At 62.0% G+C, this 13120-nt stretch carries 12 protein-coding genes; 3 read left to right on the top strand and 9 right to left on the bottom strand.

The features are described 5' to 3' along the window. Positions 1–22: 22 nt before the first annotated feature. From EN824_RS06180 to urtA, 6 genes are all read right to left on the bottom strand, one after another. Complete coding sequence (locus EN824_RS06180; protein ID WP_084636783.1) at positions 23–199, bottom strand: hypothetical protein; 177 nt, start codon at positions 197–199, stop codon at positions 23–25. Between the two features lie 260 nt (positions 200–459). Beyond that, entirely contained in the window at positions 460–1155 is a 696-nt protein-coding gene (gene urtE / locus EN824_RS06175) for an urea ABC transporter ATP-binding subunit UrtE (protein ID WP_127278250.1), read from the bottom strand. Between the two features lie 69 nt (positions 1156–1224). After that, on the bottom strand, positions 1225–1971 hold the full coding sequence (urtD, locus tag EN824_RS06170; protein ID WP_135864454.1) for an urea ABC transporter ATP-binding protein UrtD: 747 nt from the start codon (positions 1969–1971) through the stop codon (positions 1225–1227). 6 nt (positions 1972–1977) lie between these two features. Further along, positions 1978–3213 carry an urea ABC transporter permease subunit UrtC gene (gene urtC / locus EN824_RS06165; RefSeq protein WP_135864451.1) on the bottom strand — a complete coding sequence of 412 codons (1236 nt, stop codon included), beginning with the start codon at positions 3211–3213 and terminating at the stop codon, positions 1978–1980. Then, a complete protein-coding gene (urtB, locus tag EN824_RS06160) occupies positions 3210–4826 on the bottom strand; it encodes an urea ABC transporter permease subunit UrtB (RefSeq protein ID WP_127278247.1) in 1617 nt (538 codons plus the stop codon). The genes urtC and urtB overlap by 4 nt, the downstream gene beginning before the upstream one ends. A 107-nt stretch (positions 4827–4933) precedes the next feature. Then, entirely contained in the window at positions 4934–6214 is a 1281-nt protein-coding gene (gene urtA / locus EN824_RS06155) for an urea ABC transporter substrate-binding protein (RefSeq protein WP_245464357.1), read from the bottom strand. A gap of 343 nt (positions 6215–6557) precedes the next feature. Between urtA and EN824_RS06150 the strand changes: the two genes are divergently transcribed. After that, positions 6558–6965 carry a hypothetical protein gene (locus EN824_RS06150; protein WP_135931986.1) on the top strand — a complete coding sequence of 136 codons (408 nt, stop codon included), beginning with the start codon at positions 6558–6560 and terminating at the stop codon, positions 6963–6965. A gap of 379 nt (positions 6966–7344) precedes the next feature. Here EN824_RS06150 and EN824_RS06140 read toward each other — a convergent pair whose 3' ends face one another. Both EN824_RS06140 and EN824_RS06135 read right to left on the bottom strand, forming a co-directional pair. Then, on the bottom strand, positions 7345–8058 hold the full coding sequence (locus EN824_RS06140) for a DeoD-type purine-nucleoside phosphorylase (protein WP_127278244.1): 714 nt from the start codon (positions 8056–8058) through the stop codon (positions 7345–7347). Positions 8059–8145: 87 nt separating this feature from the next. Further along, positions 8146–10722 (bottom strand): ATP-binding protein, encoded by a 2577-nt coding sequence (locus EN824_RS06135; protein ID WP_135864445.1) that lies wholly within the window; start codon positions 10720–10722, stop codon positions 8146–8148. 329 nt (positions 10723–11051) lie between these two features. On the opposite strand from EN824_RS06135, the gene EN824_RS06130 reads away from it, so the two are divergent. Continuing rightward, positions 11052–11789 (top strand): flagellar biosynthetic protein FliO, encoded by a 738-nt coding sequence (locus tag EN824_RS06130; protein WP_135864443.1) that lies wholly within the window; start codon positions 11052–11054, stop codon positions 11787–11789. Positions 11790–11916: 127 nt separating this feature from the next. Here the strand turns inward: EN824_RS06130 and dksA are convergent, their stop codons facing one another. Then, positions 11917–12333: an RNA polymerase-binding protein DksA gene (dksA, locus tag EN824_RS06125; RefSeq protein WP_006202025.1), complete on the bottom strand. Its 417-nt coding sequence runs from the start codon at positions 12331–12333 to the stop codon at positions 11917–11919. Positions 12334–12610: 277 nt separating this feature from the next. On the opposite strand from dksA, the gene EN824_RS06120 reads away from it, so the two are divergent. Further along, positions 12611–13114, top strand: coding sequence for a histidine phosphatase family protein (locus EN824_RS06120; protein ID WP_127281061.1), 504 nt, complete (start codon positions 12611–12613; stop codon positions 13112–13114). The last annotated feature ends 6 nt before the right edge of the window (positions 13115–13120 follow it).

The raw sequence follows: 13120 nt of genomic DNA, 5'->3' as shown, positions 1-13120 counted from the left end.
AGTCTGTGATCGAAGACTGCCCCTAGGCGGCCATGACGATTTCATTGAAGGCATCGAGGTCGACGTAGAAGACCTTGGTGATCTCCTCGATCAGATCATCGTAGTCGCAGCCCTGTGACCTCAAGATATTGATGGCGGCAATGATGTCGACACGTTCGGTAAGCCGCCGCTTCTGGTAGTCCTCGACGTAACGTTCCATGGCTGTCCCTTAGCCTGTGTGCCCAAACGCGTTTGAACGACAGAGATCGGGAAGCTAGGAAGCCTTGCTTGCGTGGAACTTGCAGAACCTTCGCCGCGCCTCGATCTGCGATAACCAGACTGATACGGAAGCGGCCGACTCACAAAGCCTGGAAAAGACTAGCATGCGACATCGCGTGTGCCAGAGACGCGGATGATGGATGGAAGAAATATTGGACTTGCCAAGAACTTCAAATCTTCAACTGAAGTCCAGTGCCGATTCTAGACCGTGAGGAATTTGCGAACATCAGCCCGGTCTAAATCTTGCGCCGGGCCGGTGTGGACGATCTGGCCGCGATCCATGATGTTGACCTCGTCGGCAAGCTCTCGGCAGAAGTCGAGATACTGTTCGACCAGCAACACAGCGATGCCGGCCTGGTCGCGCAGATAACGTATGGCGCGGCCGATGTCCTTGATAACGGAGGGCTGGATGCCTTCGGTCGGCTCGTCGAGCACCAGCAGCTTCGGCCGCATTACCAGCGCCCTGCCGATGGCCAACTGCTGCTGTTGACCGCCGGAAAGATCGCCGCCACGGCGGCCAAGCATCTGCCTCAGCACCGGAAACAGCTCGAAGACGTGCGCCGGCACGTCGCGGTCGGCGCGCCTCAAGGGCGCGAAGCCGGATTCGAGGTTTTCGCGCACGCTGAGCAGCGGAAAGATCTCCCTGCCCTGCGGCACGAATGCGATGCCCGACCGGGCGCGGTCATACGCCGCGCTCCGGTCGAGCGCCTTCCCCTCGAAGGCAACGCTTCCGCTCGTCAGCCGGTGATGGCCGACGATCGATCTCATCAAACTTGTCTTGCCGACGCCGTTGCGGCCGAGCACGCAGGTGATCTGGCCGGCAGCCGCCTTCAGCGACACGCCACGCAGCGCCTGGGCGGCGCCGTAATGGAGCGTGGCATTGGAAACTTCGAGCATGTCAGCGCCTTCTCCAGAACCGAAGAAACGACATGTCGAAGTGATGGAATTGCACCCGCCAGACCATGCTCATCTCCCCAGATAGACTTCGACGACGCGCTCGTCGGCCGATACGAAATCGAGCGTCCCTTCGGAGAGCACCGAGCCCTCATGCAGGCAGGTGACCTTGACGCCGAGTTCGCGCACGAAATGCATGTCGTGCTCGACGACGATGACCGAATGGTCACGGGCGATGTCCCTGAGCAGCCGCGCGGTTTCCTCGGTCTCGGCATCGGTCATGCCGGCGACCGGCTCGTCGACCAGAAGCAACTTCGGATCCTGGGCCAAGAGCATGCCGATCTCAAGCCACTGCTTCTGGCCGTGGCTAAGATTGGCCGCCAGGTCATGACGCTTGTCGCCCAACCGGATGATGCCAAGAATCTCGTCGATCCGTCGCGTCTCGGCGGGCGATTGGCGGTGGAACAGCGCCGGGAAGATCGAGCGCGGCCCCTTCAGCGCCAGCATCAGGTTTTCCTCGATCGTGTGGCTTTCGAAGACGGTCGGCTTCTGGAATTTGCGGCCGATGCCCATCATGGCGATCTCGGCTTCGTCATGCCTGGTGAGGTCCACCTGGCCGTCGAAGAACACTTCGCCTTCGTCGGGTCGCGTCTTGCCGGTGACGATGTCCATCATCGTCGTCTTGCCGGCGCCGTTGGGGCCGATAATGGCGCGCATCTCGCCTTTGTCGAGCACCAGCGACAGATTGTTGATGGCGCGAAAGCCGTCGAAGGATACCGAGACGCCGTCGAGATAGAGGATTGTGTTGGACTTGCTCATGGCCGCTTACTCCGCAGCCTGCGGTTCGGGATCAGACCAGGACCATTCGCCTGGATTTCTCGCCGGCGATCGAGCAGGCTTCGAGGTGGCGGATGCGACTCTCACCTCGGTGCCGGCTTCGTCAGCGAGGGAAGCTACGCGCAATGCCCTGGCATTGCCGCGCCAACTGTCCCACATGCCGATTATGCCCTTCGGCAGGAGCAAGGTGACGGCGACGAACAGGCCGCCCAGCGCGAACAGCCAGAATTCCGGCAGCACACCGGTGAACCAGGATTTGCCGGCATTGACGAGCAGCGCGCCGATGATCGGCCCGACGATGGTGCCGCGTCCGCCCACCGCCGCCCAGATCACCACCTCGATCGAATTGGACGGTTCGAATTCGCCGGGATTGATGATGCCGACCTGCGGCACGTAGAGCGCGCCGGCAATGCCTGCCATGACGGCCGAAACGGTGAAGGCGAACAGTTTCACGTTCTCCGCCCGCCAGCCGAGGAACCGCGTGCGGCTCTCCGCGTCGCGCACGGCCATCAGCAGCTTGCCGTATTTGGAGCCGACGATCGCCCAGGTGATGAAAACGGCGAGCGCGAGCATTACCGCGCTGGCCGCGAACAGCGCCGAACGGGTCGCGTCGGCCTGCACGTTAAAGCCCAGAATATCCTTGAAATCGGTGAGCCCGTTGTTGCCGCCGAAGCCCATGTCATTGCGGAAGAAGGCGAGCAGCAGCGCATAGGTCATCGCCTGGGTGATGATCGAGAGATAGACGCCGGTGACGCGGCTGCGGAAGGCGAACCAGCCGAAGACGAAGGCAAGCAGGCCGGGCACCGCCAGCACCATGATTGCCGCGAACCAGAAATGGTCGAACCCGGTCCAGAACCACGGCAATTGCTTGTAGTTCAGGAACACCATGAAATCAGGCAGGATCGGATTGCCATAGACGCCGCGCGAACCGATCTGGCGCATCAGATACATGCCCATCGCATAGCCGCCGAGCGCGAAGAAGGCGCCGTGGCCAAGCGAAAGGATGCCGCAATAGCCCCAGACCAGATCGAGCGACAGCGCCAGCAGCGCGTAGCAGAGATACTTGCCGGTCAGCGCGACTATGTAGGACGGCACGTAGAAGGCGCTGGTTGGCGAAACAGCCAGGTTGAGCAGCGGCACGATGACGGCCACCGCCAGCAGGGCGAAAATGGTGATGGCGATGCGGCGGTTGGCACCCGCGGCGAAGAAGCGTCCTGACATCATGCTTCCACCGCCCTGCCCTTGAGCGCGAACAGGCCGCGCGGGCGCTTCTGGATGAAAAGGATGATCAGCACCAGCACGACGATCTTGCCGAGCACGGCGCCGGCATAGGGTTCGAGAACCTTGTTGACAATGCCGAGCGAGAAGGCGCCGACCAGCGTGCCCCAGAGATTGCCGACACCGCCGAAGACGACGACCATGAAACTGTCGATGATGTAGCCGCGGCCGAGATTGGGCGAAACATTGTCGATCTGGCTGAGCGCGACGCCTGCAATACCGGCAATGCCGGACCCCAGCGCGAAAGTCAGCGCGTCGACCCACGGCGTCCTGATGCCCATCGAGGCGGCCATGCGCCGATTGGCGGTGACTGCGCGCATCTGCAGGCCCCAGGGCGTGCGCTTCATCACGTAGAGCAACATGCCGAACACCGTGAGCGCGAACACCAGTATCCACAGCCGGTTCCAGGTGATGGCCAGTTGTCCGACGTCGAATGAGCCGGACATCCAGGACGGATTGCCGACCTCCTGGTTGGTCGGTCCGAAGATCGAGCGCACCGCCTGCTGCAGGATCAGCGATACGCCCCAGGTCGCCAGCAGCGTCTCCAGCGGCCGGCCGTAAAGAAAGCGGATGACGCCGCGCTCGATGATGAGACCGACGAATGCCGCAACCAGGAAGGCAAGCGGCAGCGCGATCACCAGCGACCAGTCAAAGAGGCCGGGAAAGGACGTGCGGATCACCTGCTGGACGACGAAAGTCGTGTAGGCGCCGAGCATCACCATCTCGCCATGTGCCATGTTGATGACGCCCATGACGCCGAACGTGATCGCAAGCCCGATCGCTGCCAGCAGCAGCACCGAACCCAGCGATATCCCATACCAGATGTTCTGGCCGGCATCCCACAAGGCCAGCGTCGAATTGATGTTTGCGATCGCAGCCGTCGCCGCGTCCTTGACCGCTCCAGAGGCGTTGGCCTCGACCGAGGTGAGCAGCGAAACAGCATCGCGGTCGCCGCGCGCACCGATCAGGGCGATTGCGGCGAGCTTGTCTGCGTCGGGCTTGTCTGAAACCAGAATGGAAGCGGCACGCGCCTGTTCCAGCAAAGCCTTGACGCTTGCCACGCTTTCACTGGCGATGGCTGCGTCGAGCGGGCCGATATTGGCGGCGTCCGGTGTCTTGAACATGGTGTCCGCGGCGGCGATGCGGACCGTCGGATCCTTGGAACCAAGCGTCAACGTGCCCAATGCATCGCGGATCGTGCGGCGCAACGTGTTGTTGACGCTGATCTTGGTTATGTCGTCCTCGGAGGCCTCGCCTGCTGGCTCGCCGCTCAGCGGGTCGAAAAGCTGGACGTTTTCGTCGCCTTCCTTGCCGACAAACACCATCGAGTCGGCCGTACGAACGTAAAGATTGCCGTCCGCCAATGCAGCAAGCGGCCGTTCGACAGCCGGATCGCCTGTGGCCGTCAACTCTTGAACGACAGCTCCTGTTTCGGAAAAGTCCGTTACTGTCGCGAATTTGGCGATGATGGCACGCAGATCGGCTTCCGCAGCGCCCGAAGACGACAGCGTCGTCAGCAGGAACAGAAGCGTCAGGCCAATCGCGTGGAGAATCTTCATCGGCTTTCGGTGACCATTGAAGGTTGAAGTTGGCGTCCGGACAGTGGAGGAACTGTCCGGACGCGCGCGGTCTTGGGCGTGGACCCGAAGGTCCAGCCCGGGGAGGATCAGTTCGTGCCCTTGCCGCCGCACTTGCCGGTTTTGACGTTGAAGTTGCCGCAGCTGAGCGGCGCGCGCCAATCGGAAATCAGGTCCTTGGAGTCGGGCAGGTAGTCGGACCATTCGTCGCCCATCACCAGGCCCGGTGTCTTCGAAACCGTTTCGAATTGGCCATTGGCCTGGATTTCACCGATCAGCACCGGCTTGGTGATGTGATGGTTCGGCATCATCGTCGAATAGCCGCCGGTCAGGTTCGGCACCGAAACGCCGACCATGGCATCGATGACCTTGTCCGGATCGGTGGTGCCGGCCTTTTGAACCGCCTTCACCCACATGTTGAAGCCGATATAGTGGGCTTCCATCGGGTCGTTGGTGGTGCGCTTGTTGTTCTTGATGAACTTGTGCCAGTCGGCAATGAACTTCTTGTTCTCGGGCGTGCTGACGCTCTCGAAATAATTCCAGGCCGCAAGATGGCCGACCAGCGGCTTGGTGTCGAGACCGGCAAGTTCTTCCTCACCCACCGAGAAGGCCATGACCGGGATGTCTTCGGCCTTGATGCCCTGGTTGCCGAGTTCCTTGTAGAACGGAACATTGGCGTCGCCATTGACGGTCGAGACGACGGCGGTCTTCTTGCCGGCCGAACCGAACTTCTTGATCGCCGAAACTTCGGTCTGCCAGTCGGAAAAACCGAACGGCGTGTAGTTGGTCATGATGTCTTCGGCCGCGACGCCCTTGGACTTCAGATAGGCTTCGAGGATCTTGTTGGTGGTACGCGGATAGACGTAGTCGGTGCCTTCCAGCACCCAGCGCTTCACCGAGCCGCCGTCCTTGCTCATCAGATAGTCGACGGCCGGAATGGCCTGCTGGTTTGGAGCCGCACCGGTGTAGAACACGTTGCGCTCGCTTTCCTCGCCCTCATACTGGACGGGATAGAACAGGATGTTGTCGAGCTCGGAGAACACCGGCAACACCGATTTGCGCGACACCGAGGTCCAGCAGCCGAACACCGCCGCGACCTTGTCCTTGGAGATCAGTTCGCGCGCCTTTTCGGCGAACAGCGGCCAGTTGGAAGCCGGATCGACGACGACGGCTTCAAGCTTCTTGCCGAGCAGGCCGCCCTTGGCGTTCTGCTCGTCGATGAGCATCAGCATGGCGTCCTTCAGCGTCGTCTCCGAAATCGCCATTGTGCCCGACAGCGAATGGAGAATGCCGACCTTGATCGTGTCGTCGGCAGCCCTGGCCGGAGCGGATATCATCAAACCGGCGGCGACCACGCCCGCCGAGACCATTTTTGTTATTGTCGAGAAATTACCCCTCATACCGAAGACTCCCAAGCTGGTTGATTGCACCGCAACACTACGATGCAACCCCCGTGCCAACCGCTGCCGGCTTGCTGAAAATAGCAAACTAACCGAACGTTATCAGTTAGTTGATACATTAGAATGAACAGAGATAAGAGAGCCGGTTAAAAAATGATTGAGGGAAATTTGCGCAGCGCACGAGGCGTATGCCTAATTTTAGCTCATTTTTGACACGTGCCTATATTTTGACCTTGGCGCACGTGTCGCGGACGACAAATGTTGCGGCGCGGCACGAAAATAGGGCAAGCTTGTCGTTCAAACGGACGACGTCATGACATCAGGCATTTCACGCATATTCATCGGCATTTTGTCTGTGGCGGCGGCAACCGGAGCGGCACGAGCCGATTTCAGCGATGGCAAGATGCCCGATGGCACTTATCACTGCGAAGTCTATCTGCTCGGCCTGTTCCTCAACCTCGGCGACATCACCATCAAGGGAAACGCCTACACAGGCCCCGTCACCTTCGGTACCGCCCAACAGGCTTACAACTATCAGATGGATGCAAACGGTGTGATTTCGTGGCTGGGCCCGCTCGGCGGCTATACCGCCGGCGGCAACGCGCTCTCGATGACCCAGGCAACCCTGGAAGGCCAGAACCCGCCCTCCTTCGACATCATCATGAAGCAACCCGACGGGGCCTTCACCGCCTCGACCTGCACCAAGGGAGGCAATCAGTAGGCCTTCGCCTCCCATCGGGGCTGCCTTGGGAGTCTGCACGTCTGCCGTGTCATCTGGATGTTGCCGAAACTGGATAGGCAGCGGTGCGCCGTCACATCCACCTCGAGAGGCCGACACCATGGCCAATTCCCCGTCTTCATCCTCCCCCTTCATTCGCGACGCTTCAACTCGGGAAAGCCGAGTGTCGAAAGAGCGGCGACCGCATGTGTTTCGCCGGCAAACAACGAGCCGACAAAGCTGCCGCCGGCGATCAATGCGCTGGATGCAAGGCTGCCTTTCAGGAGCGTGCGGCGCGAAACGCGCTCGGCGATGACGCGTCTACGACAAGACCCACGCCGCCGCCGATGGCTATGAAACAACGATCGTTGCGCGAGGCCGCCTAGCGCGCTTCCGTGGCAATTTCGAGCGCCAGGCGGCTCATGTCGGTGAAAAGCTCCTGGCGTTCGGAATAGTCGGTCTGTTCGCCGGTGAGCAGATTGTCGACCACGGTCAGCAGCGATAATGCCCTCGCGCCGAAATGCGCCGAGATGCGATAGAGAGCGCTGGTTTCCATGTCTACGGCCAGCGCTCCGAGCGCCCTGGCGTCGGCATAGCGGGCACGTGGGTCGGGATGGTAGAATATGTCGGTGCAGGCTGTCAGGCCGGCGTGGTGGTCGATGCCGAGTTCGGTTGCCTTGGCCAATGCGCAAGCGAGCAGCGCCGGATCCGGGCCGACATCAGCCTCGTAAAGGCCAAAGACCCGGCCGTTCTCAGTGTCTTCAGGCCGTGCCGATTGCGAGATCACAAGGCTGCGCAGCTTTGCCTCGGCGCTCAGGCCACCGCAGGTACCGGTGCGGATCAGTGTCCGAGCGCCATAATAATCAAGCAATTCATGCGCATAGATCAGGAACGATGAAACACCGATACCCGTCGCCTGAATGCTGATGGGCCTGCCTCGAAACGAGCCGGTAAAGCCAAGCGCACCGCGACGACGATTGACACAACGCGGCGTGTCGAGGAACGTGCCGGCCATCCACTCCGCGCGCTGCGGGTCGCCCGGCAACAAAATCGTGTCGGCGTAGTCGCCCTTGCTTGCCTCGATGTGTGGCGTCAACAGCTGCTCCCCCAAGCCCGCCTGCTATATTGCCAATAATCATGGCGTTGTTACCGCGTTGTGCAAGGGGCGCGGCATTGGAAATACCTAAGATTCAAGCACATCCTTGACGATCGTAGCCAGTTGCTTGAGCGAGAACGGTTTTGGCAGGAAGCCGAAATGCGCCTCCGCCGGCAGGTTTCTGGCGAATGCGTCCTCGGCATAGCCGGAGACGAAGACGAACTTGATGTCCGGCTGGCGTTTGCGCAATTCACCGAGCAGCGTCGGCCCGTCCATTTCCGGCATCACTACGTCGGAAACGACGATATCGACCTTGCCGCCGAGCGCTTCGAACACTTCCAGCGCCTCGACGCCGGAGGACGCCTCGTGGACGGTGTAACCACGCGAGGTCAGTGCCCGCATGCCGCCCATGCGCACGGCGTCCTCATCCTCGACCAGCAGTACCGTCGCCGACCCGGACAGGTCCTTGATGCTATCGGCCAGTTTGACTGCCGCGGCGGCCGGTGCTTCACCGGGTTCGGCCGCCTTTTTCGCTTCCGCGATGTGACGTGGCAGGAAGATGCGGAAAGTCGATCCCTTGCCGACTTCGGAATCGCAGAAAATGAAACCGCCGGTCTGCTTGATGATGCCGTAGACCATGGACAGACCGAGGCCCGTACCCTTGCCGACCTCCTTGGTGGTGAAGAACGGCTCGAAGATCTTCTTCAGCACGTCGGGCGCGATGCCTGAGCCGGTGTCCTCGACCTCGACCACCACATAGTCGGCGGCCGCGAGTTCGCGATACGGGAAGGTCTTGGACTCCTCGGCGGTCACGTTGCGTGTGCGCACGGTGAGATCGCCTCCCGCCGGCATCGCGTCGCGCGCGTTGACCGCCAGGTTGACCACCACCTGCTCGAACTGGCCGATATCGACCTTGACCGGCCACAGGTCGCGGCCGTGGTCGACCTTGAGCTTGATGTCGTTGCCGACCAGCCGGGCAAGCAGCATCCTGAGATCGGCGAGCACGTCGGTGAGGTTCAGCACTTCCGGCCGCAGCGTCTGCTTGCGCGAGAAGGCCAGCAACTGCCTGACCAGCGAGGCGGCCCGGTTGGCGTTCTGCTTGATGTTCATGATGTCGGGGAAGGACGGATCCGACGGCCGGTGATTGGTCAAAAGCAGGTCCGACGCCATGATGATGGCGGTCAGCACATTGTTGAAGTCGTGCGCGATGCCACCGGCGAGCTGGCCGACGGCCTGCATCTTCTGGCTTTGCGCCATCTGCCCTTCGAGCGCCTTTTGCTCGGTCGTCTCGACGGCGTAGACGATGGCCGATTCCTCGGCCCCTTCGCCGCCGGTACCGTCGGCGACGGCATTGACGTAGAAGCGGATGTGCCGTTCTTCGTTGCCGGGCAGCACGGTGTCGATCGGTTCGATATCGGCCTGCCGCTGCCGGGCTTTCTCGAACGCCGCGGCAAAGGCCGGCCGGTCGCGGTCATGGATCACCGTGTCGAGCCGTACGCGGCGATCCACGGCATCGCGATCGACGACCGAGGAAAACAGCGACAGAAAAGGTGCGTTGGTGCGCAGGATGCGTCCGCTGGCATCGACACCGGCGATCGCCATCGGCGTCGAATTGAAGAAGCGGGTGAAGCGCACTTCCGAAGCGCGCAGATCGGCCGAGGCATCCTCGCCTTGCGTACGGTTGAGCACGATGGTGCGCGTCGGGCCGCCGACGCCCTCGCGGCTTGCCGAAACGCGGTGCATGAAGCGCACTGGCAGCGCCTCGCCGGTCATCGTCGTCAAGTCGAGATCGATGACCGCATTGCGCGTCGTGCCGGGATCCGCCTTGACGGAGCGCACCAGCGCCATGCCGTCGCCGGCAACGATATCGGGCAAGGTGACGGCGCCGGGCGTGAAGCTGGCAAGGTCGATGCCCAGCCATCCGGCGAGCGTGGCGTTGATGTAGGTGACGCGGCCGTCCTGATCGGCCGAAAAGAAACCGGCCGGCGCGTGGTCGAGGTGATCGATGGCCTTCTGCAGATCGAGGAAGAAACGCTCCTGCTCGGCCCGCTCCTGCGAAATATCGGCGAGTTGCCAGGCCAGCATCGGCAACCGCTGGCCCGGAACGCTGAACGCGCGGGCGCGCGCCCGGTACCAGCGGGCGCCCGGTTCAGCGCCGGGCCGGATCGATTGCGCCAGCCTGAACTCGCCATCGCCCGGCTGCCCGTCACGCAAGCCGGACGCCAGCCGGTAAATGGTCACCGAGGCCTCGGGGACATCCGAGAGCAATCCTTCGACGGTCTTCAGATCGGCGGCCGAGGTGGCCCCGGTCATATCGGCATAAGCCCGGTTGGCGTAGACGACGCGACCCTTGGTGTCCGTGACCAGCAGGCCTTGGCCCATCGAATCGACGAAAGCCTTGGACAGTTCGTCGCCCGTCGAGCGCGGTGTGATCTGCACGAAGCCGATCGCGGTCGCGAACAGGAAGCCGACACCGATCATCGCCAGCACGCCGAGCATGCCGAGCAGGAAGGGATCGCCGAGGCGCTCGCGGAAAAGGCCGAAGACGATGGCCGCGCCCGTCAGAACGACGATGAAGATGATAAGCCGGGTGACCGCGCCCGGTCGCGTATTCTGGTCGACGATCGGTACCGGATAGAAATCGCCGCGCGCTTCCTTGGCCATATGCCCCCTGCTCGTGAAATCCGAGGTTCCGACACCCGCCCCTAATGCATGTCGCCCAAAAGTGACTTCGGTTTTGGGAAAACGTCACGCATGAAAAACAAGGACCTGAAGCGCGTCGCATGAATCCGTTTCAGCGCGACGCGCTTTAGCCGGTTGAATCATATTCTCCTAGTCCGGAAAAGGCCCGGGCGGCAAATGTCAGATAAAAATGATGTCGAGCGGCCTTCCCTGTGTTTCAAGCTGTTCACGATGCGTGAAAGGCAACTTGCGGTGGCCAGTCGCAACGGTCTAGTGTCGCGTCACTTTCCAAAACCGATCAGGGGAAACCAATGCAGTGGCTGGATAGCGTGGCGGGCCCCGGTTATGCGGCGGCACTCCTGTGGACCTTCGCGGCGCTGATCCTGCTGGTCATCGTTCTCATCATCGTCAGGCTCGTGCGCAACCTGACCTTCGGGACGTTTGTCGCCGGTGGCCGCAACCGCAAGACGCGGCTCGCAGTCATGGACGCCACCGCCGTCGACAGCCATCGCCGACTGGTGCTGGTGCGACGCGACGACATCGAACATCTGCTCCTGATCGGCGGCCCGACCGACGTCGTTGTCGAACGCGACATCCGCCTCGCCGCGCCGCGCCGTCCGGCATTGACCGGGGATGGCGGCCCGCAGCCTGTCCCGGCGGCCGGGACCCCGGTCGCGAAGCCGCGGCCGCCGCAGCCCGCTCCCGCGCCTCCCAGACAACCACCCGCTCCGCAGCCGGTGGCAGGGCCCGCCCGCCAGCGCCCGGCGGCACCGCCACCGGCTCCCGCAGCGAAACCGGCGGCGCAAATCTATCAGTCGACCAATGTCACGCCGCTGCCCGCCTACGGCTCCGCCAATGCCAATGCCGTCAGGCACGCGCCACCGCCGCCGCAGGACAGCATCGACGACACGCTGATGAAGGAACTCGAGGTTTCGCTGGACCAACCACGGTCCGGCGGTCCGGCGGCCAAACCGGCAGCCAAGGCGCCGCCGTCGCTCGATGATGAAATGACGAGGCTTTTGGGCGAACTCTCAAGCCAGAAGAGATGATTTGCGCCCAGGGTGGCCTGCCGGTGAATTGAACCGGTCGATGTTCAAGCGCGCTTTGGCATGCGCGGCGACATCGAACAAAAATGGCCGGAAAACCGGCCATTTGGAAATCGATGCAGCGCTACTGTCAGTCGTCGCGATAGACTTTTTCACGGCGCTCATGCCGCTCCTGCGCTTCGATCGACAAGGTAGCGATCGGGCGGGCGTCGAGCCGCTTCAACGCGATCGGCTCACCGGTCTCCTCGCAATAGCCATAAGTGCCTTCGTCGATGCGCTGTAGTGCCGAATCGATCTTCGAGATGAGCTTCCGCTGACGGTCGCGGGCCCTGAGCTCGATGGCGCGGTCGGTTTCCGAAGAGGCGCGGTCGGCGAGGTCGGGATGGTTGGCGTTTTCCTGCTGCAGGATTTCGAGGGTTTCGCGCGCTTCGCGCAAAATGTCATTTTTCCAGGTGACGAGCTTTAGGCGGAAGTAGGATTTCTGCCGTTCGTTCATGAACGGCTCGTCTTCGGAGGGTACGTAATCGGCGGTAACGATGTCGTTCATTCGACTCACCCAAACAGCCCCAAATTTGGCGCCTATATATTCGCCGCCAGACGCCTGCACAAGCGCAATCAGCCACCGGCTCACGCAATTGTTAAAGTGCGCCCGCAGCCTTCCCCGGAGCGGGATAGATCTGTTTCGATGGCGAAAGTAGGACGATCTTCGCCGCTTGCCCCCGCAAGTGATTCGCCGCGCCGAAGAACGTGCACCATTGTGCGCGATGCTTTTCTCGTGGCTAATCGCGGCAGGACTTCGGCTTTCGGGCGTCATTGGAGGTTGAGTGAGCAGGCTTTATCTGTTGCGACACGCCAAGGCCGGCTGGGCCTTGCCGGGCATGCGTGATTTCGATCGTCCGCTCGACGCATCCGGCCGCGCCGATGCCGAAAAGATGGGGGCCGCGATGCGATCCCGTTCCTATGTGCCGGACCTGACGCTGTGCTCCAACGCCAAACGCGCCAGGGAAACGCTCGAGGGACTGGCCGGTCAGACGGACACGGGCAAGGTGCTGTTTTTCGACACACTCTACAGCGAAGACGCGGCCGGCTATCTCCGGCTCGTCCGGGATCATGGCGGATCCGGCTCGTTGCTGGTCATAGGCCACAACCCGATGACGGAGGATCTCGCCATGGCGGTTTCGGGCGATGGTGGCGAGACGGAGCGGGCAATGCTCAATCATGGCTTTCCGACCTCGGGCCTCGCCGTCGTCCGTTTCCCCGGCAATCTGGCGAAAGCGGCCCAGGGAGCGGGCTATCTCGAAGCCTTCCTGACACCGGCCGATCTCTGATGCCGA

Source organism: Mesorhizobium sp. M8A.F.Ca.ET.181.01.1.1 (genome assembly GCF_004792025.1).
In the GTDB taxonomy this organism is placed as follows: Bacteria; Pseudomonadota; Alphaproteobacteria; order Rhizobiales; family Rhizobiaceae; genus Mesorhizobium.
Note: the sequence above shows the minus strand (reverse complement) of the source record. Positions and strands in the feature narration are given on the sequence as shown.

Coding starts and splice junctions, on each gene's coding strand:
- urtA (WP_245464357.1), bottom strand. CDS start 6,214: ATGGTCTCGGCGGGCGTGGTCGCCGCCGGTTTGATGATATCCGCTCCG.
- urtB (WP_127278247.1), bottom strand. CDS start 4,826: ATGAAGATTCTCCACGCGATTGGCCTGACGCTTCTGTTCCTGCTGACG.
- dksA (WP_006202025.1), bottom strand. CDS start 12,333: ATGAACGACATCGTTACCGCCGATTACGTACCCTCCGAAGACGAGCCG.
- urtE (WP_127278250.1), bottom strand. CDS start 1,155: ATGCTCGAAGTTTCCAATGCCACGCTCCATTACGGCGCCGCCCAGGCG.
- EN824_RS06150 (WP_135931986.1), top strand. CDS start 6,558: ATGACATCAGGCATTTCACGCATATTCATCGGCATTTTGTCTGTGGCG.
- urtD (WP_135864454.1), bottom strand. CDS start 1,971: ATGAGCAAGTCCAACACAATCCTCTATCTCGACGGCGTCTCGGTATCC.
- EN824_RS06135 (WP_135864445.1), bottom strand. CDS start 10,722: ATGGCCAAGGAAGCGCGCGGCGATTTCTATCCGGTACCGATCGTCGAC.
- EN824_RS06180 (WP_084636783.1), bottom strand. CDS start 199: ATGGAACGTTACGTCGAGGACTACCAGAAGCGGCGGCTTACCGAACGT.
- urtC (WP_135864451.1), bottom strand. CDS start 3,213: ATGATGTCAGGACGCTTCTTCGCCGCGGGTGCCAACCGCCGCATCGCC.
- EN824_RS06130 (WP_135864443.1), top strand. CDS start 11,052: ATGCAGTGGCTGGATAGCGTGGCGGGCCCCGGTTATGCGGCGGCACTC.